The following is a 17,842-nucleotide window of genomic DNA, read 5'->3' as shown; positions in this document are numbered from 1 at the left end:
CGCGTCTCGCCGCCCTGCTGTATTACCTCCTTAAACACCTCTCAGACGGTATAATTCTGGACAGCTGTTGTCGAAAGTGATACACCCCTTTATTTCTTTAACGAATAGGGTTATAAGGAATCAACATCAGTATTCAGACGTGAATTAGCGGACGTTCGGATAACTATGAGCGAGAAAACAGCACATCCATTAAGAACTGAGGATGACTGACGATGGCACATAAGAAAGAGGAGTACAAGGCGGAGCTGTACGGTGATGAAGTACGGGAGAAACTAGAGGAGTTTGCCGAGAAGGGGTGGGATTCCATCCCTGAAGACGAGCGCGAGAAGTGGTTCTCGCGGTTCAAATTCTGGGGGGTGTTCCACCACCGCGGCGGGCAGGAGTCGTATTTCATGATGCGGCTGACCAACTGCGGCGGCGTCTTGGAGCCCGACCAGCTCCGGGCCATTGGCGAGGTCGCTCGCGACTACGCGAAGGGACCGGCCGAGAACCCCGAGTTCGGGAACGGCTGGATCGACCTCACGACGCGCCAGTCCATCCAACTCCACTGGCTCAAGCTCGAGGACATCCCGGAGATCTGGGAGAAACTCGAAGCCGTCGGCGTCTCCTCGCGCTCGGCCGGCGGGGATACGATGCGCAACATCTCCGGCTGTCCGGTCGCCGGCAAGGCCGAGGAGTACGTCGCGTCCCGCCCGATTCTCGACGAGATTCAGGAGACCATCCGCGACGACAACGACCTCTCCAATATGCCCCGGAAATTCAACATCTCGGTGACGGGGTGCAAGCAGGGGTGTGCCCAGGACAGCATCAACGACATCGGGCTGGAGCCGGCCCACAAGATCATTGATGGCGAGGAAGTCGAGGGGTTCAACGTCCGTGTCGGTGGCGGCCTCGGCGGCCGCGAACCCCGCGAGGCCCGTCCGCTCGACCTGTTCATCCGGCCCGAACACGCCGTCGAGACGGTCCGGGCGTTCGTCGAGTACTACCACGAGGAAGGCAACCGCCAGAACCGCTCGAAGAACCGCGCGCGCTTTTTCGTCGACGAACACGGCACCGACGCTATCCGGGAGGAACTCGACGGACGGCTGGACTTCGAACTCGAAACCGCCGGCACCGACTTCCGCGGGGCGTACACGTACAACGCCGGCAAGTCGGCCGAACACGGCGCCCACGACCATATCGGCGTGTACGACCAGAAAGACGACAAGAACTACGTCGGGCTTTCGGTGCCGGTCGGCCGCATCGCCGCCGAGGACGCCATCGAACTCGCGGACCTCGCTGACGCCTACGGCTCCGGCGAGGTGCGACTGACCCGCCGGCAGAACCCGATCATCATGGACGTGCCGGACGGGAACCTCTCGAACCTCCTCAACGAGCCGCTGCTGGAGAAGCACTCACCCGAGCCGAACCCGTTCGTTCAGGGCGCGATGGCCTGTACGGGGACGGAGTTCTGCTCGCTGGCACTCACGGAGACGAAAGCGCGCATGGCCCGCCTGCTCCGCTGGCTCGGAGACAACATTGACGTGCCCGACGACGTGGACCGCATCAAGATGCATTTCTCGGGCTGTACGGCCGACTGCGGGCAGGCGATGACGGCCGACATCGGCTTGCAGGGGATGCGCGCCCGGAAGGACGGCCAGATGGTCGAAGCCGTCGACGTGGGCGTCGGCGGCGGCATCGGCGAGGAGCCGACGTTCATTGAGTGGGTCCGCCAGCGCGTCCCCGCCGACGAGGTACCGGGCATGATCGCCAATATCGTCGAGGCCTACGCCGCGCTCCGCTCCGAGGGCCAGACGTTCCGGGAGTGGGTCGATGCCACCGGCCACGAGACAATCGTCGAACTGGCCGAACCCCACGAAGTCGAGGGGTACACCGACCCGTGCCTGGCCGACGGCAAGCAGTCGTGGTATCCCTTCGATGACGGCGACAGCCCGGCCCCGACCGACGCCGAGGGTCAGCCGATTTCGGCGGATGACTGACTATGGCTGAGACAGACTATTCGATTGACAACGACGGCGACGATCCGTCGGAATCCGCGGCTCAGGGGGTGGCATACGACGCGGCACCGGAGCTACTGGAGTAACGCGGCCCCGGCTCCGAACGGCCGGTTTCGGCGACGTGATGCGCCTCTCTCAGGGCGTGTCCGTCTGCCTCTGACAGACGGGGACTGCTCGTGTCCATGTCCCCGCTCGGTTCTCTGTTTGCTGTATTTTTCGGGTGTATAGTTGTCGCCGAGCTCCGGCTCTAGTCCCCGTAGTCTCCGAGATCGCACTCGGCGGCCGGGCCGCCGTCACAGTCGTATCCGACCGCTTTCGTGACGCTGAGAAGGTCGTAGAACCGACCGAGGGACTGCTCGGACTCGGGAAGCCCTTCGACCACTGGCACGCCACGCTGGGCCTGATGGTCACAGCGCCGCATCGTCTGGCTGCCCAGCCCAACCGAGTATTCGTGGTCTTCCAGCGCTCGGATAACCGCCGGCGGGTAGAACGTGCCGGCTCGCTCGACAGCCGCGGCGTACTGGAGCGTCTGTGCGTAGGCCAGATGGGCCACGCCGGAGGGCCGCTGTGCGTTCCCGTACTCGGCGGTGAAGGCGTTCTTGAACTCGTTCGAGAGGTCGGACGAGGCGCTGGTGTCCCACGCAACCGTCCCGACGACACCGTCGAGCGCCGTTGAGGCATTCTGTGCCACGATGCGGTTGTACAGCGGCACCACAATCCCCACCTCGTCAGGGAGAATTTCCTGCGCCTTTGTCAGTGAGTTCGCGGCGTCGAGTCCGTAGTGGTCGAGGAAGACGACCTCCGCACCGGCGTCCCTGGCCTGCTTGAGCGGCTCCTCGTAGTCCGTCGTGCCGAGACGTGTCGGGATGCTCGTGAGTTCGATCCAGCCACTCGACGTGAAGAAGTCCCGGATCGACGATTCCATGGTCTTGCCCCAGTTGTAGTCCGCGTAGATCTGGACATACTGAGCCTCCCGGCCGAACCGTTCTTTGAGCACCGGAAGCAGCGCCTGTGCGGTCATGTACGCGTTGAACATCTCCCGGAAGCTGTACCGTACACAGTCCGCTCCCGTCGTATCGTTCGAGTGGGTCAGACAGCACATGTACGGGACCTTCTGGGCCTGTGCGACCTCCTGCTGAGCGATGGCGACGGAACTGGACGAGCCGCCGGAGAACATGACGACGTCGTCCTGCTCGATCATCTCTTCGGCGTTGTCCGTCGCGACATCCGGCTTCGTCTCCGTGTCTGCAGTGACGTACTCGACAGTCTTTCCGAGCATGCCGTCGCCGCTGAGTACGTCAAAGGAGCCCTGGCCGACCCAGCCACCGCCCTCGTTGAGATGTTTGATGGCGAGCTCATATCCCCGAAGTTCGTCGCGCCCTTCGGCAGCGTAGGTCCCGGATTGTGGCACGTTGAAGCCGAGCGTAACCGCGTCTCCGCCGACCGGATAGTTCCCGAGCGGTGGGTGCTCCGGTGTGTTTTCGGCCTTCGAACCCCCGCCCTGGCACCCCGCCAGCCCGGCGATCCCCGCGGTACCGACCCCACCGGCAAGCTGTAGTAGCGACCGCCTGTCCACTGCCACGCCCCCTCTTTCCAATCCCATACCGCTTCTTTTGATGGTAAATATATATAATACTTTTTCAAGTATAATAGAAGCTAATTGGAACAGACTATGACAGTAGCTGGTAATAACGAGCCTCTGATCGGTTTCTCGGCGATTACAGCACCGCTGGCCGTACGATAGAACGAGATAGCAGAGACAGCGTATGGCTGTCAGTCAAGAATGTCGCTGGCTTCGGTGTCTACCGCTACGTCGGTGTCGAGGTCGATATCCTGAATAAGCGCAACGAGGTCCTCCAGTTCGGGGAACGTGTACACGGTCATCCCGAGGTCGCCGTCGTCGACAGTGATACGCGAGTCGACGACGAACACCAGATCCGAGTCCGGCCAGCCGCCCATCTCGTCGATGATGCCGTCAGCCGGCCCGAACACGAAGTTCGGGGTCCCCATATCGATGGTCGTCTCCAGCACGTTGGCCCACCCGTCGATAAACGCGGAGGTCATGATGTTACCGATCTCCTGCATCGCCGACCGTTCCATGTCGGAGAACCCTTCACCCTCGCTCGGTTCGCCCATCCCGCCCATCATCGCGCTGGCCATCTGCTTGCTGTCCTCTGGTTCGAGCAGGAACAGGACGTAGCCGTAGGGCGGTTCGTTCAGTTCGACGTAGATGCCGACGCCCTTGTCGTCGCCGATGTGTGTCTTGACGTCCTCGATGTCGAGAAAATTGATCTGTGAGGTCCGAACTGTCGCGTCGAGCCCGGTCAACTGACCGAGGTTCTCCGCGACTGTCCCGGACCCCTCCTTCGCCATCTGGTTGAAAAGGTCCAGCTTCCGCACGTCGACTTTCAAGCCCATATCTTCTGGAGCGGCGCAAGCGGCTTAACGCCACCGCCGTTCAACTGTCGGCCGTCTCGGGTTCGTACGGTCCCAGGTCGGTACACTCGCTTGCCGGATACTCCTCGCAGCCGTACGCGATGTCAGTCGAAATCTGGATGACGTCGAGTACCTCGGGGCCCTGACTGGATCCTTCGACGACGGGAACGGGTCCCATAGACTGGTGATCGCATGCCCGTAACGTCGCCTCGCCGCGTCCAGCCCGGTACGTGGTGCCTTCGAGTTCACGGATGACGGCCGGCGGTTCGAACGTCCCGGCCCGCTCGACAGCCGCGGCGTACTGGAGCGTCTGCGCGTAGGCCAGTCGGGCCTGGTCCGACGGGACCCGGACCTCGTCGGCGGCATACGCCGCATCGAACGCTTCGGTAAACGCCGTTGAAAGCGGCGTATCGATGCTGTAATCCCACGAAATGGTACCGACGATTCCGGCCATGTCAGCGCCGACATCGCGGGCCAGTTGCCGACTCACGATCGGCATGACGATGTCCATCTCTTCCGGGACTATGTCCGTCGCTTGGTTCAGCGCGGTGACTGCGTCACGCCCGCGGTAGGACAACACGATGGCGTCGACGTCAGCGTCCACGGCCTCCCGCAACTGCGGCCTGAAGTTCTCCGTTCCGACCCGCGTCTTCGTCGCGCCCATCTCGCTCCAGTTCTCCGACTGGAACCGGCGCTTGAACTGCTCGGACTGCGTGAAGCCGAAATCGGAACTGGCGTGCAACTGGTAGAACTCCGTTCGTCCTTCGAACCGCTCGGTCAACACCGGGACCAGCGCGTTGGCAGCCATCCGACCGTTGTGCATCTCCTGAAATCCGTATCGAGAGCAGTCGATCCCCGTGACGTTCGTCCCCGGAGCGAACCCGAGCATATGGACCACGCCGCGGGTCGGACAGTACTTGAGCAACTCCCGGGCTGTGTTTGTCGACCCGCCACCGGCGATCATCACGGCCCCGTCCTGTTCGACCAGCGTCTCCGCCACGTCCCGGGCCGTTTCCGAACTGGACTCCGTGTCAGCTATGACGCTCTCGACCGTCCGGCCGAGAATGCCGTCCCCGGACAGCGCCTGCCACGCGTCGGTGTCGACCCAGCCACCGCCCTCGTTAAGATGGTCGATGGCCAGTTCGAATCCACGCTGTTGGCCGGTACCAAGTGGCGAGAACGATCCCGATTGCGGGATCGTGAGGCCAAGCGTCACTTGGTCGTCGTCGACCGGTTGATTCGCGTACCCTGTCGCATTGCTTGTCGGTGTCGCGGCACGGTTGCTCCCGCCACAGCCGGCGAGTCCGGCGAGCGAACTCGCTCCGACGGCTGCGAGTAGCTCCCGTCGCGTCACTGTCGACCCCCGAGCATCCCAATCCATGATGAAAAATATATTATTACTGCTGTAATTAAGCCTTGCTTCATCGCTCGATAGGTCTCCAAACCGAGACGAGACGCTACTCACTGCTGTGATTGCCAGTCGGAAAAACAGACGCCGTCCTCAGGTGTCAGCTCCGTCGACCGGGAACTGCTCGTGTTCGCACACCGTATTCAGTACGACTGACGTCGAGGCGGATCGGATATCCCCGTCGGTCAGCAGCGTCTTTATCCGCTCGTTCATCGACTTCGTGTCGGTGAACTTCCCGACGGCCACGATGTCGTGGTCGCCGGTCACTTCGTAGACCGCGATCATCTCGCGTCGATCACGTAACTGGTCCACCACCCGTCCAAGCCCGTCGCCCTCGACAGAGAGCTGGAATACGGCGGTCACGTCGTAGCCCAGCGCCCCGTAATCGATGTCGACGGTGTATTCGTCGATCACACCGGTCGCCTCCAGGTCGTCTATCCGGCGCGACACCGTGGTCGCCGCGATGCCGGTCGCGGCGGCGACGTCACGGGCGCTGGCCCGGCCGTCCTGGAGCAGTGCGTTCACTACCTGTCTGTCGGTATCATCGACCATTTCGTCGGCTCAGACTGCCTCTGGGCCTTCTTTGCCGGTTCGGACCTGATAGGCGTTGTCCACGGGGAGGACGAATATCTTGCCGTCACCTTTCTCGCCGGTGTGGGCACCGTCGGCGATGGCATCGACGACATCCTTTGCGGGGATGTCGGCGACCACTGTCTCGACTTTGACCTTCTGGTGCAGGTCGACGACGTACTCCTCGCCGCGCCACTGTCCCTTCTTTGCGGGCTGTGAGCCGCGGCCGGAGACGTTCGTCACCGTCAGCGAGGGTGCGCCAACCTCAGCCAGCGCCTTCTTTACGTCGCCGAGTTTGTCCGGTCGAACCATTGCCACTACCATCTTGATCTCTGAGTCGTCGGTTTCAGTCATCTTGGGAACCTCCGTCAGTACGCATGCTCGGGCTCACTTTACCACCATCGGCGACAACGCTTTCGCCGCCACCGAACTCGGGGTAGGTCTCGACGCCGTGTTCGCTGACATCCAGCCCTTCCTGCTCGTGCTCGGGCGTGACCCGGGCCTGACCGGCCAGTTTGAGCGCGTACCAGACGACCCCGGTTGCGACAATCGTCCAGCCCGCGATGGCGACGACGCCGATCAGCTGTGCGATGAAGGCGTTAGCGACCGACCCGACCGTGCCGGGCGTGGCGACAAACGGGAACAGCAGCGTGCCGAGCACACCGGCGCTACCGTGGACCGGGAAGACGGCACAGACGTCGTCGATTTTCATCCGGTTCTCGATGAAGCTGAACACGACCGGCAGCTGTCCGCCTGCGAGAGCACCGACGATGATTGCGCCCCACCACGTCGTGGTGTCGGGGATCGCCGTGATACCGACCAGCCCGGCCAGCAGCCCGTTTGCCACGTACAGGGTGTCGACCTTGCCGGTCTTCAGCCAGGCGACCAGTCCGGCACCCATCGCACCACAGGCCATCGCGATAGTCGTCGTCATCGCGACACGGCCGACCGTCGCGAACGCGCCGAGGGCAAGCGATCCGTCCTCGACGACGAAGACAGTCGCCGCCGTGCCGACGTTGAAGCCGTACCAGCCGAACGCGAGGATGAGCGTTCCCAGAACGGCAAAGGTCAGGGAGTGGCCGGGAATGACGTTCGCGGAGCCGTCCTCGTTGTACCGACCCATGCGTGGGCCGAGGACGTACGCCGCCGTGAGGCCCGCGATGCCGCCCATCCCGTGGACGATCATCCCGCCGGCGAAGTCGTGGAACGCCTCGCCGCCGAAGCTGATGTACGCGCCGGCCCACGTGATGCCAGTGACGACGGGGTAGATGACCGCCGCCAGCAGGAACGTGTACGTGATGTACGCGCGGAGCTTGGCTCGTCCGGCGACCGCACCGGAGACGATGGTCGCTGCCGTCATCGCGAAGACGGCACCGAACAGCCAGCCGACGTAGTCGTTTGCGGCCCCGGCACCGAAGGCGGGCGAGAAGCCGCTGCCGCCGACCAGCGCACTGATTCCTGAGCCGATCAGGAAGAACACCGTCACACCGACCGACCAGGTCAGGAGGTTCTTGGTCAGCTGGTTCGCGACGTTCTTCGAGCGCACCTGGCCCGCCTCAAGCATGGCGAAGCCCGCGTGCATGAAGAAGATCAGGAACGATACCACCAGGACCCACAGCAGGTTAACCCCCTCTGCGAGTACGGTCGGATCTACTTGTAGTGCAGTGTAGCTCATTTTCTAGTTCACCTGTTTCGTTTTGTTATCGACTGCCGTCTGCATGTCCAACTTTCCCCCATTCTGGCTCAACTTCTTCAACTCTTTCACGAGAAAGCCTCTGGTAACAGCACTACATAAGGTTTGCCTTTATGAATACGGAAATTAGAGGGGATGTGGTAGACGACCGTCCAGATTAGGGTATGATATTATGGATATAAGGTTGTTCTCCGTAAAGAAAGTCCGTATATGCACACTGGAATTTTGGACGTTTGTCGACCCCAGTTCCGGCCACAGGGGGCCAAATAGGCCGTTTTTGCTTGCGCGCGCTCTCGGCTGGCGGGTGTTGCCAGCGACAACAGGGTTATACCTCGCGACCACAGATTCGGATTTAGTATAAATGTCCGGAAAACAGTGGGGAGACGTGGCACAATGTGCCGATAAACTGTACAAGTCGATTATACTTCGGAGGGTTCATAGCTGATTATGGCTTCGGATCATTATCCCTCCGTTCCGGACCAGTCGACGGCCGTGACAGAGGAACGGGCGGTCGCGAACGCACAGGGCGCACTCGATGTCGTTCAGGCGGCGTCGGTGACCGTCGGCGAGCAGCTTGCGGCGATTGACGACCGTGCAACGGCACAGGCAACCGACGCACAGTGGATCGCCGACGAGGTGTCGTCGCTTTCAGCCACAATCGAGGAGATCGCTGCGACCGCAACCGAGGTCAGCGAGCAGAGCCAGCGGGCGACGGACGCGGCAAACGACGGGCGGGAAGCGGCGGCTGACGCCATCGAGTCGATGGACGAGGTCCGCGAACTGGGCCAGGCAGTCGCTACGGAGGTGGCCGCCCTGCAGGACCAGGTCGACCGTATCGCCGATGCGCTGGCCGGCATCGACCACATCGCTGACCAGACGAATATGCTCGCCCTGAACGCCTCGATAGAGGCGGCGCGGGCGGGCGACACCGCTGATACGGACGGGTTTGCCGTCGTTGCAGACGAAATCAAGGGGCTCGCCGAGGAGTCCCAGCAGCAAGCTGAGGAGATCGAAACGACGCTGGCTGCGGTTCGGGACGCCACCAACGACACCGTTGCCCAACTCGACGAAGCTATTGACGGTATCGACACCGGAGCCGAGCAGGTCACCACGGCGATGGCTCGGCTCGACGACGTGGCGGACACTGTCGCGGAAACGGCCGACGGCATCGCGTCCGTCTCGGCGGCGACTGACGAGCAGGCGAAGACAAGCGAAGCGGTCGCCCAGCGGTGTGAGACGGTGTCGGACCGCGCCGCTGCTATCGAAGACGACCTCTCTGAGATACGTGCCGCTCGCTCCGAACAGACTGCGATGCTGGACGAGATCGACGACGTGCTCGCCGCTGCCGAGGCCGACCGGCAGGACCGACTGGCGGACGCGCCGACGGTCCCGACCGGCATCGACGGCCTCGACAACCTCTGTGGCGGTGGCCTCGTCATGGGCGGTCAGGCTGTCTTCCGGTACGCTGACGGGGCGCAGGTCGACGGGGTCGTTGCGCAACTGTGCGCGACGGCTGTCGCCGCCGGCCGGGCGGTGTCGCTGACGCCGCCGCCGTCACTGGACCGGTCGACGCTGGCCGCCGCGTTCGCGGCGACCGACCACTCGCTCGAAGACGCGCTCGACGACGACGCCCTGTTCATCCTCGACATGTTCGGGCACTGGGACGCCAGATACAACGTGTTCGACCTCGAACGGACCTCGCTCGCCACCGCCAACGAGACGACGGCGAACAGACGGGACGCCCCGCTGGTCATCGTGGGCAACATTCAGGGAGAGATACGGATGATGGGCGAACAGGCCGCCAGAGAAGCCCGGTACGAGAACGACGACGGCGTCTTCGAACCCCACGACACCGTGGTCAACGTCATCGACGACGACGCGGTCCCGGCCACGCTTGCGGCGTTCTACTCGGGTGCTGCCGATCAGGAACTCACGCTGACACAGACTGACGACCGCGAGTACCTGACGCTCACGGCCTCGCCGCGTGGCACTGTGGGGACGAAACAGTCGGTCTCACGGCTGTCGAGCCCACCGTTCCTCCGGCTCAGAGACAACTGATGTTCGGTATCGACGACACCGGTCGGATTACGTTTGCGACGGAGGAGTTCGCTGCACTGCTCGACCGAACACCTGCCGAACTTGTCGGCACACCCGTCGACACGCTGGTGGCAGCCGAGGATCGCGAGACACTGGCCGAAGCCAGACAGGCCGTCAGCAGTGCTTCAGACCGGCTGACACGGACCTGCCAGGTCACACTGCGCCAGAGCGACCGCTCTCGCCCGGTTACGATTGAACTCACGACCGCAGACGACGGGTCCGTGGTCGGCTCGCGCTGCCGAACGGCCGAAACGGCCGACCCGTTTCAGCACCTGTTCGACCTCATACAGGACGCGGTCGTCGGCTTCGAAATCGTCAATTTCGTCCCGATTGTGCGAACGGTCAACCCTGCGTTCGTCGAGACGTTCGGATACGACCGGGACGAGATCGTCGGTGAACCGCTCAACGAGTACATCGTTCCCGGCGACCGCGTTGAAGAGGCGGTCAACTACGACGAGCGAACGGCCGCCGGGGAAGTCAACTACGCCGTCGTCTCCCGGAAAACAGCCGACGGCTGCCGCGAGTTCATCTATCGCGGCGTCCCGTACGATACGGCCGACGGCCGCCGCTGTGGGTTCGCAATGTACACGGATGTGACGGACAGCCGGCGACAAAAGCGACGGCTCCGCGTTCTCCACCGGGTCCTGCGGCACAACCTTCGGAACGAGCTTTCTGTCGTGTTCGGAACGTCCGAATACGTCCGTGCCCACGCAGCCGACTCGTCCGTCTCGCTGGCCGCGTCCCGCGCCCTCGACGCGGCTGACCGCCTCGCCGCCGTCAGCGAGAAGGCACGGAGCGTCGAAACCGCGCTCGACGGGGACGCTGACCAGTCGGTCGACGCGGCGGCACTGGCCCGATCTGTGGCCGACAGTTACCGTCCCGACACGCCGGTCGAAGCGGCACTTCCGAGTACACTCCCTGTCACCGGCGGGACGGCCGTCTACGACGCCATCGACAATCTCGTCGAGAACGCAGTCGAACACACACTTCCGGGTACGGCCGTCCGAATCACAGCCGAACAGGCCAACGGCGACGCGTTCGTCCGTGTTCTCGACGACGGCCCCGGTATTCCCGCCGCTGAGCGAGCCGTCGTGTTCGAGGACGCGGACATCACGAACCTCCAGCACGGGAGCGGCCTCGGTATCTGGCTCGCCCGGTGGGTCGCCGAGACCGCTGGCGGCGGCATCGAGTACGACCGAACCGACGGGTGGACGACCGTCTCGCTCCGGTTCCCACTGTCCGACGCCGATACCGAGGACGTGCTTACGGTGCTCGATGCCCCGGAATCAGCGGCCGAGCCGACGCGGTAGTCGCTGCGGTGGTCCCGGAAGTAGCCTGTCCCAGTAGCCACAGCCGGCCGAGGCCGACACAGCTCGGGACGTTATCGCCTGAGCGCCGCGGTGAGTGCGATCGCGCCCAGCACGACGCTTGCCAGCGCCAGCGGCGACAGCGGTGGCACGTCAATCTGGAAGAGCAGCGTCGTCACCACGACGCTCCCCCCGACTAGCCCCGTCGTCCCCGCGACGTGGGTGAGTTCGACGGGCGTCCCGGGTGCTGTTCCGAGGTCCGCATAGAGGTCGATAGCTGCATGGGCAAACGTCCAGGCCAGCACCGTTGCGCCGCCGGCGACCAGTACCGTCGTCGTGGTTGCCCCCTGAAGGGCGGCCACCAGCAGCGCCAGAAACAGCGACGCGCTGGCGAGGTCGACCAGCCGGCCGGACTGAATCAGTTGCCCGCCAGCGAGCAGGACGACGCCGACGAGGGCGGCGGCAGTCGAGACGGCGCTGATACCGGCGACGAACAGCGTCACGACACCCGCCGCTAGCGCCGCACTCCCACAGACGACCCCTGTCCGGGTACTCATCGGCCACCCCGCTGGACCCGTTCGGTGACTCGTTCCAGCGGCTCCGCCGCGGGCCAGTCGTGGACGGCGATGCCGGCGGCTCGCAGCCGACGGAGCCGTTCGCGGCGTTCGAGCCGCGCCAGCCGGTGGCCCGCCGTATCCGTCGCAGTCGGGTCGGGGCTCAGGACCGTCACCGGATGGCCGGTGGCGGCGAGTCGGCGGACCAGCGCCTCGCTGTCGTCGTCACACAGCGGGCCGAGGAAGACGACGTTCGCCGCCGTCGGCAACTGCGCGATGAGCTTCGTCGTATCCGGTGTTCGGGTGACTGATGTCGCGGCGAACGCGCGGTCGGTCCTGAGCAGATCGCGGGCCTGTTGCTGGTGGGCAGCGCTCGTGCCCGGTGCGAGCCACGCGCCGTGTGGCGAATACGCCGCGACGCCGACCTCGTGGCCGTCCTCCGGGAGCCCCTCGACGAGCGCGACGGCGGCCATTGTCGACCGCTCGATGGCCGTTTCGGCGTCCGGACGCGGCGCGAGTGCGGCGGCCGATCTGGCGTCGACGACGACCACGACCGTCGCCGACTGTTCGCGGCGGAACTCGACGGTTCGCAGGTCGCCGGTGCGGGCGTACTGGTTCCAGTCGACGCGCGAGAGCGGGTCGTTCGAGCGGTGCTCCCTGACCGCGTAGAAGGAAACTCCCTCGCCACTCTCGTCGACGGGCACCGTCCCGGGCCGGCGAGCCACCGCTGGGACCAGCGGCAACAGCGCCGAACTGGCCGGTTGCTCCCAGGTGACGGTGTCGGGCTCGGCCGTGACGGACGTGCGTCGGGCGACGACGCCGACCACGTCCCTGACGACGACCGTCGCCGGGTCGAACACGCAGCGGTCCGTTCCGCCGGTAATCTCGTAGGTGATCGTCGTCGACGCGCCGGGGCGCAACGCCGTCCCCAGTGACGCCGACCCCTCCACGACGCGGACGGAATCCGGCACGCCGTCGGCGAGCCGGAGGTCCGGAATCGTCCGCGACCCGTCGTTGCGGACCGTGAGCGCGACAGTCACTCGCTCACCGAGCGCTGGCTCGGTCGGTGTGATCGACCGCTGTATCGACACGTCCGCCGCCGGTGGGACGGCGACCCGATCGTACGCGCTCAGCGTGACTCCGAGCCCGCCCAGCAACACGAGCGCGGGGACCTGCCCCACGAGCCCGACGCCGACGGCGACCAGCGCGGCCCCGGCCAGTCCGAACCAGCGGCCGGTGCGATGGACCTCGCTCATCGCTCCTCGTCGCGCTGCCGGAGTTCGGCCGTCGCGTGGGCGACACGCTGCTGGAACGGGCGGACGCCCGAGAGCCACCCGGACAGCCGCGCCCGGAGGGAGATCGGTGTGCCGTCGAACAGCTCTCGGGCCGGCTCCCTGTCTGTCCACGCGCCGGACCGGAGCGCCGACTTCGCCTCTTCGGGAGAGAGCCCGTCACGCTGGAGGACGGTGACTGCGACTCCCTCGACGCGCTGCCGGATGGCTTCTTGTCCGGCCCCAGCATCAAGCGCTTCGTCAATATCGTCGCCGGGGACCGTGACGTACTGGCTGTCAGTGTCCGGGAGCGCCATCCCGCGGTCGCTGTCGAGGGAGCGGACGAGGAGCGCCAGCAGCGCGACACCGCCAGCGAAAACGGCGGCGGCGAGGATTGGGAGGTCCGAGACAGCGCCGGCGGGCAACAGCGGCGCACCGAGAGCGGCGAGGCCGACGCCGACGGCTGTCGCGACGAGACCGAGCGCCAGCGGAACCCGCCGCAGTGTCACGTCTCAGCCTCCGTTCCGGACTCGTCTCCGAGGTCGTCGGGATTCGCTTCGATGTCGTCCGCGTCGTCGGTTGCCCGTTCCAGCGCCTCGCGGGCCTGTGATTCCAGATCTGCGTCCGGCTGGTCACGGCCGTAGCGGACCCGCTCGAACACCGACCGTAGCGAGGCGACGGCGTCGGGGTCGGCCCCGACTCCCGTTGCTGCTGTCTCGATGTCCTGTGGCGTGGAGGAACTGCGGTCCGGGGCTACTGCGTGTTCGAGGGCGGCCCACGCGCGGTACACGTCGTTTGTGAGCGGGATATCGATCTCGGCAGCGCTATGCGACGGGCTGCTGGCGGACTCTGCCGTTGCGACGGCCGGCGTCTCGCCGCCTGTTTCGTCGATCGTCCGGCTCTGGCCGGCCAGTCGCCACAGAACCGCGAGCCCGACCGCGAGGCCGACGGCGAGCGCACCGACTGCCGGGGCGGGGACACTCGGCAGCAACGCGCGGGCACCGTTCTCGCTCTCGGGCGGATCGATGCTACCTGGCGGGTCGCTGAGGCCCTGTCCGTCGGGGTTGTCGATCTCGCTGTCGTCCCGGGTCATTTCCGCCTGATCGGACCCGGTGGCAGCGTCGAGGCTCGCGGCGCCGACGCTGAACGACAGCAGCGCAATCGCGGCGACAACCGCCACGAGGAGGGACTGTCGCTGCATACAGCCACTCCGCCCCTGGCACATGAATAGGTTAGGGACCTGCCGTCGCTGGAACGTCTCACGGGCGCGGTTCGAACGGAAACACACGGGGGACGGCCCCGCTCAGAGTTCGTCTGCGAGGTCCTCGGCGAAGTAGGTGAGAATCAGGTCCGCACCGGCGCGCTTGATGGACAGCAGCGACTCGTAAGCGACTGCTTCGAGGTCGAGCCATCCTTTCTCGGCGGCGGCATGTAACATTGCGTACTCGCCGGAGACGTTGTAGGCGGCGACGGGGTGGTCGTAGGATTCCCGGACCTCCTTGACGATATCCAGATACGGCAGCGCGGGCTTGACCATCAGTACGTCCGCGCCCTGCTCGACGTCGAGGTCGACCTCGCGGCGGGCCTCGCGTGCGTTCGCGGGGTCCATCTGGTAGTGCCGCCGGTCACCGAAGGCCGGTGCGCCGTCGGCGGCGTCCCGGAACGGGCCGTAGAAGGCCGACTCGTACTTGGCGGCGTAGCTCATGATTGGCACGTCGGTGTCGCCCTGGGCGTCCAGTGCTTCCCGGATCGCGCCGACCATGCCGTCGATCATCCCCGACGGCGCGACCATGTCGGCTCCGGCCGCGGCGTGGCTCGCGGCGATTTTCCCCAGCAGGTCGAGCGTCTCGTCGTTGCGCACCGTCAGCCGCGGGTCCTCGGCCGCATCGTCTTCGAGAACGCCACAGTGGCCGTGGTCGGTGTACTCACAGAGGCACACATCTGTAATGACGTAGGCGTCTGTTTCGCCGGTAATTCGGCGCGTGGCCTCCTGCACGACGCCGTCCTCAGCCCAGGCACGGCTCCCGCGTTCGTCTTTCGACTCGGGGACGCCGAACAGCATCACCGCTTCGACGCCGGTTTCGAGAACTTCTTCGACGCGATCAACGGCGTCCGAAACGGGGACCCGTTCGTGGCCCGGCATCGTCTCGATGGGGACGCGCTCGTCGGTCGTCGCGTCGACGAATACCGGCGCGATGAGGTCCGACGCTGTGACCTCCGTTTCACGCACCAGCGGTCGAACACCGTCGGTTCGCAGGCGGCGCGGGCGCTGTGTCAGGTTCATACTGCCTTTTCAGTCCGTGGCCGGCATGAACCCACCGCTTACCGACTTACTCTGTCTCGATTCGCTCGCGGAGCCAGGCCGCCGCGTCGGCGACGGTCGCCGGGTCGTCGCCGGTAATCTTCACCCGTCCCGGTGCGTCGTCCTTGCGCGGATAGCTCCCGACAGCAACTGCGAACTGTTCGCGGGCCGCCGTGATGTGGGTGACGAGCGCGCCCTCGGGTGCAGGCGTGTGAATCGTCTCTGTCGTCCGGTCACCGTCGAACTCGTCGGCGATGGTCTCGTACATCGCCTTCAGTTCCTCGGGGATACCCGGCAGGACGTAGACGCGGTCGATGACACAGCCGGCGGCGAAGCTCTCGTCGGTCAGCAGTGCCTGCCCACCCTCGGGGACCGACGCCCACGCATCGAGGTCAAGATCCATGTCGTACCGGTCCACCATCTCGGGGTTGTCTTCGGCGAACTGCTCGGCTTTCGCTTCGAGGTGCGCCCGCACGTCGTCGGGAACGACGAGGTCGCGGTCGAACGCTCGTGCTACGGCGGCCTTCGTGATGTCGTCGGGCGTTCCGCCGATGCCGCCGGTGACGATGACCGCGTCGAAGGCGTCGTGATACCGGGCCACGGCGTCGGCGATGACCGCCTCCTCGTCGGGAACAGTCAGGACGCGGGTGACGGTGGCTCCCGCGGCCGTGAGCTGGCGGCCCAGCCACGACGCGTTCGTGTTCTCCGTGTCGCCAGCGAGCAGTTCGTCACCGACAGTGAGCAGTGCGACCTCCATTATTTCGCTGTGGGTGTCTGGCGGCGTTAAGGGTTTGGCTGGCAAGCAGCGACGAATCGGGTAGTCGACGCGATCGCCAGACCCGTGTCTGGATACATATTAATGGTATATTATGCCATTAATTTTGGTCTAGCCATATTCCGGCAACATACATATGCTAGCTCTCCTGACCACGAAGTATGGTACTTGTCACCAATTGCACTGACTGTGTCAAACGGGTCTACCCGGACCGGAACCGCGTGCCGAACACGGACCGCGGCGACACCGCGTCCATCGAGGAGTCACACACATCCCCCGCCGAGACACTGACAGACTGAGTTCGGCGGCGAACCCCGTCAGCGCCGGGTTTGGCGGCGCTGTGTCGTGATCTTCGATAGACAGCTACAGCAATGGAACGCAGCGACAGCAGTACAGGCACGGACCGGTCGTTGCTCCGGCAACTCTCGAAACCGGTTCTCGCGTTCGTCGCGCTCGTTGTCGCCGGCGTGGTCGGTTTCGTCACGTTCGGCGGGGTTGGCGTCGTCAACGCGCTGTTCTGGCTGCTCGATCCCACGAGCATCGAACTCCACTTTCAGAGCCACGATGGGCCCGCGAGGCTGGTCAAGGGCTACGCAATCGTAGTGCTGACCGGTCTCGTCGTCGCCGGTCTGTGGACTGGTGAGACAGCGCTGTCGGCGGCCTTCGGTGGCCAGATTCAGACGGAACTCACACGCATGCAAATCGCTCAACGAATCGAGGACCTGAACGATCACGTCGTCGTCTGTGGCTACGGGACGTTCGGACAGACCGTCGCGGAGCAGATCGGCGATACGGATACCCGGGTGGTCGTCATCGAACAGCAGTCGGAACAGTACGAGCGAGCGCTCGACGACGGCCACCTCGCGCTGGAGGCCGACGCGAGCCGCGAGGACGCGCTGACAGATGCGGGTGTCAAGCGAGCTGACACGGTCATCGGCGCAATCGACGACACGAACGCGAACATCCAGATTGCGGTGCTGGCGAGCCAGCTCGCGCCCACTGTCCGGCTCATCGTTCGAGCCGGCGACCAGCAGGACGAGACCGTGGCCCGCCGCGTTGGGGCGGACGAGGTGATAATCCCGGAGGTGGTGAGCGGGAAACAGGTCTGCGAACGGCTGTGAGCCGGGCTCTGTTGGCCGCTTGTGTCAGCAGTTCGGTCACGCCGATGGCATCAGTTCGACGTTCATATCTGCGACAGGAAGTCAACAAACGGAAGATACCGGGTCAGTCGTTACTCATCGGATAGCTCGGATTCGAGTGTTTCGACCTGGCGTTCGAGTTCGGAAATGCGCTTCTCGTAGCCGCGTTTGCCGTCGAGAAAATTGTAGATGAGTATCATGCCGGCGGCTGGCAGTCCGACGTACATCGCTAGTACCATCACCATGACGATGAGTTCCGTTGCGCCGGGTAATCCGATGAGGAGGAGGGCCAT

At 64.7% G+C, this 17,842-nt stretch carries 18 protein-coding genes; 5 read left to right on the top strand and 13 right to left on the bottom strand.

All coding sequences use genetic code 11. The features are described 5' to 3' along the window. The first annotated feature begins 212 nt into the window (after nt 1-212). On the top strand, nt 213-1,979 hold the full coding sequence (locus tag ACYJ11_RS06225; protein WP_461647111.1) for a nitrite/sulfite reductase: 1,767 nt from the start codon (nt 213-215) through the stop codon (nt 1,977-1,979). Between the two features lie 265 nt (nt 1,980-2,244). On the opposite strand, the gene ACYJ11_RS06220 is transcribed toward ACYJ11_RS06225, so the two are convergent. From ACYJ11_RS06220 to ACYJ11_RS06195, 6 genes are all read right to left on the bottom strand, one after another. Next, complete coding sequence (locus ACYJ11_RS06220; RefSeq protein ID WP_461647110.1) at nt 2,245-3,600, bottom strand: substrate-binding protein; 1,356 nt, start codon at nt 3,598-3,600, stop codon at nt 2,245-2,247. Nucleotides 3,601-3,770: 170 nt separating this feature from the next. Beyond that, a complete protein-coding gene (locus ACYJ11_RS06215; protein ID WP_005536887.1) occupies nt 3,771-4,415 on the bottom strand; it encodes a chemotaxis protein CheC in 645 nt (214 codons plus the stop codon). Nucleotides 4,416-4,455: 40 nt separating this feature from the next. Next, entirely contained in the window at nt 4,456-5,814 is a 1,359-nt protein-coding gene (locus ACYJ11_RS06210) for a substrate-binding protein (protein WP_461647109.1), read from the bottom strand. Between the two features lie 120 nt (nt 5,815-5,934). Continuing rightward, nucleotides 5,935-6,393, bottom strand: a complete 459-nt coding sequence (lrp, locus tag ACYJ11_RS06205) for an HTH-type transcriptional regulator Lrp (RefSeq protein ID WP_461647108.1) — start codon at nt 6,391-6,393, stop codon at nt 5,935-5,937. A gap of 9 nt (nt 6,394-6,402) precedes the next feature. Continuing rightward, nucleotides 6,403-6,765 carry a P-II family nitrogen regulator gene (locus ACYJ11_RS06200; protein ID WP_005536890.1) on the bottom strand — a complete coding sequence of 121 codons (363 nt, stop codon included), beginning with the start codon at nt 6,763-6,765 and terminating at the stop codon, nt 6,403-6,405. Continuing rightward, complete coding sequence (locus tag ACYJ11_RS06195) at nt 6,758-8,086, bottom strand: ammonium transporter (protein ID WP_461647107.1); 1,329 nt, start codon at nt 8,084-8,086, stop codon at nt 6,758-6,760. Before ACYJ11_RS06195 ends, ACYJ11_RS06200 begins: the two co-directional genes overlap by 8 nt. 465 nt (nt 8,087-8,551) lie before the next feature. Here ACYJ11_RS06195 and ACYJ11_RS06190 point away from each other — a divergent pair, with 465 nt between their 5' ends. Continuing rightward, complete coding sequence (locus ACYJ11_RS06190; protein ID WP_461647106.1) at nt 8,552-10,162, top strand: methyl-accepting chemotaxis protein; 1,611 nt, start codon at nt 8,552-8,554, stop codon at nt 10,160-10,162. Beyond that, nucleotides 10,162-11,511 carry an ATP-binding protein gene (locus ACYJ11_RS06185; RefSeq protein WP_461647105.1) on the top strand — a complete coding sequence of 450 codons (1,350 nt, stop codon included), beginning with the start codon at nt 10,162-10,164 and terminating at the stop codon, nt 11,509-11,511. Before ACYJ11_RS06190 ends, ACYJ11_RS06185 begins: the two co-directional genes overlap by 1 nt. A 71-nt stretch (nt 11,512-11,582) precedes the next feature. Here the strand turns inward: ACYJ11_RS06185 and ACYJ11_RS06180 are convergent, their stop codons facing one another. From ACYJ11_RS06180 to ACYJ11_RS06155, 6 genes are all read right to left on the bottom strand, one after another. Next, nucleotides 11,583-12,065 carry a DUF7519 family protein gene (locus ACYJ11_RS06180; RefSeq protein ID WP_461647104.1) on the bottom strand — a complete coding sequence of 161 codons (483 nt, stop codon included), beginning with the start codon at nt 12,063-12,065 and terminating at the stop codon, nt 11,583-11,585. Then, nucleotides 12,062-13,318 (bottom strand): DUF58 domain-containing protein, encoded by a 1,257-nt coding sequence (locus ACYJ11_RS06175; RefSeq protein WP_461647103.1) that lies wholly within the window; start codon nt 13,316-13,318, stop codon nt 12,062-12,064. Before ACYJ11_RS06175 ends, ACYJ11_RS06180 begins: the two co-directional genes overlap by 4 nt. Further along, the gene (locus ACYJ11_RS06170) at nt 13,315-13,842 is read right to left on the bottom strand and encodes a DUF7269 family protein (protein WP_461647102.1); all 528 of its coding nucleotides are present in this window, start codon (nt 13,840-13,842) and stop codon (nt 13,315-13,317) included. Before ACYJ11_RS06170 ends, ACYJ11_RS06175 begins: the two co-directional genes overlap by 4 nt. After that, entirely contained in the window at nt 13,839-14,534 is a 696-nt protein-coding gene (locus tag ACYJ11_RS06165; RefSeq protein WP_461647101.1) for a DUF4129 domain-containing protein, read from the bottom strand. The genes ACYJ11_RS06170 and ACYJ11_RS06165 overlap by 4 nt, the downstream gene beginning before the upstream one ends. Before the next feature lie 102 nt (nt 14,535-14,636). Further along, complete coding sequence (hemB, locus tag ACYJ11_RS06160) at nt 14,637-15,617, bottom strand: porphobilinogen synthase (RefSeq protein WP_461647100.1); 981 nt, start codon at nt 15,615-15,617, stop codon at nt 14,637-14,639. A 46-nt stretch (nt 15,618-15,663) separates the two neighbouring features. After that, on the bottom strand, nt 15,664-16,392 hold the full coding sequence (locus ACYJ11_RS06155) for a competence/damage-inducible protein A (RefSeq protein WP_170096658.1): 729 nt from the start codon (nt 16,390-16,392) through the stop codon (nt 15,664-15,666). Between the two features lie 179 nt (nt 16,393-16,571). On the opposite strand from ACYJ11_RS06155, the gene ACYJ11_RS06150 reads away from it, so the two are divergent. Further along, nucleotides 16,572-16,709 (top strand): hypothetical protein, encoded by a 138-nt coding sequence (locus tag ACYJ11_RS06150; protein ID WP_461647099.1) that lies wholly within the window; start codon nt 16,572-16,574, stop codon nt 16,707-16,709. A 72-nt stretch (nt 16,710-16,781) separates the two neighbouring features. Further along, nucleotides 16,782-17,531 carry a potassium channel family protein gene (locus tag ACYJ11_RS06145; protein WP_170096660.1) on the top strand — a complete coding sequence of 250 codons (750 nt, stop codon included), beginning with the start codon at nt 16,782-16,784 and terminating at the stop codon, nt 17,529-17,531. 110 nt (nt 17,532-17,641) lie between these two features. Here the strand turns inward: ACYJ11_RS06145 and ACYJ11_RS06140 are convergent, their stop codons facing one another. Next, the gene (locus ACYJ11_RS06140) at nt 17,642-17,842 is read right to left on the bottom strand and encodes a hypothetical protein (protein ID WP_461647098.1); all 201 of its coding nucleotides are present in this window, start codon (nt 17,840-17,842) and stop codon (nt 17,642-17,644) included.

It is taken from the genome of Haloarcula sp. H-GB5 (assembly GCF_054850705.1).
Note: the sequence above shows the minus strand (reverse complement) of the source record. Positions and strands in the feature narration are given on the sequence as shown.

What these genes read in the sequence shown, in the direction of transcription:
- ACYJ11_RS06225 (WP_461647111.1), top strand. Translation starts at nt 213, where the DNA reads ATGGCACATAAGAAAGAGGAGTACAAGGCGGAGCTGTACGGTGATGAA.
- ACYJ11_RS06220 (WP_461647110.1), bottom strand. Translation starts at nt 3,600, where the DNA reads ATGGGATTGGAAAGAGGGGGCGTGGCAGTGGACAGGCGGTCGCTACTA.
- ACYJ11_RS06215 (WP_005536887.1), bottom strand. Translation starts at nt 4,415, where the DNA reads ATGGGCTTGAAAGTCGACGTGCGGAAGCTGGACCTTTTCAACCAGATG.
- ACYJ11_RS06210 (WP_461647109.1), bottom strand. Translation starts at nt 5,814, where the DNA reads ATGGATTGGGATGCTCGGGGGTCGACAGTGACGCGACGGGAGCTACTC.
- lrp (WP_461647108.1), bottom strand. Translation starts at nt 6,393, where the DNA reads ATGGTCGATGATACCGACAGACAGGTAGTGAACGCACTGCTCCAGGAC.
- ACYJ11_RS06200 (WP_005536890.1), bottom strand. Translation starts at nt 6,765, where the DNA reads ATGACTGAAACCGACGACTCAGAGATCAAGATGGTAGTGGCAATGGTT.
- ACYJ11_RS06195 (WP_461647107.1), bottom strand. Translation starts at nt 8,086, where the DNA reads ATGAGCTACACTGCACTACAAGTAGATCCGACCGTACTCGCAGAGGGG.
- ACYJ11_RS06190 (WP_461647106.1), top strand. Translation starts at nt 8,552, where the DNA reads ATGGCTTCGGATCATTATCCCTCCGTTCCGGACCAGTCGACGGCCGTG.
- ACYJ11_RS06185 (WP_461647105.1), top strand. Translation starts at nt 10,162, where the DNA reads ATGTTCGGTATCGACGACACCGGTCGGATTACGTTTGCGACGGAGGAG.
- ACYJ11_RS06180 (WP_461647104.1), bottom strand. Translation starts at nt 12,065, where the DNA reads ATGAGTACCCGGACAGGGGTCGTCTGTGGGAGTGCGGCGCTAGCGGCG.
- ACYJ11_RS06175 (WP_461647103.1), bottom strand. Translation starts at nt 13,318, where the DNA reads ATGAGCGAGGTCCATCGCACCGGCCGCTGGTTCGGACTGGCCGGGGCC.
- ACYJ11_RS06165 (WP_461647101.1), bottom strand. Translation starts at nt 14,534, where the DNA reads ATGCAGCGACAGTCCCTCCTCGTGGCGGTTGTCGCCGCGATTGCGCTG.
- hemB (WP_461647100.1), bottom strand. Translation starts at nt 15,617, where the DNA reads ATGAACCTGACACAGCGCCCGCGCCGCCTGCGAACCGACGGTGTTCGA.
- ACYJ11_RS06155 (WP_170096658.1), bottom strand. Translation starts at nt 16,392, where the DNA reads ATGGAGGTCGCACTGCTCACTGTCGGTGACGAACTGCTCGCTGGCGAC.
- ACYJ11_RS06150 (WP_461647099.1), top strand. Translation starts at nt 16,572, where the DNA reads ATGGTACTTGTCACCAATTGCACTGACTGTGTCAAACGGGTCTACCCG.
- ACYJ11_RS06145 (WP_170096660.1), top strand. Translation starts at nt 16,782, where the DNA reads ATGGAACGCAGCGACAGCAGTACAGGCACGGACCGGTCGTTGCTCCGG.
- ACYJ11_RS06140 (WP_461647098.1), bottom strand. Translation starts at nt 17,842, where the DNA reads ATGGCCCTCCTCCTCATCGGATTACCCGGCGCAACGGAACTCATCGTC.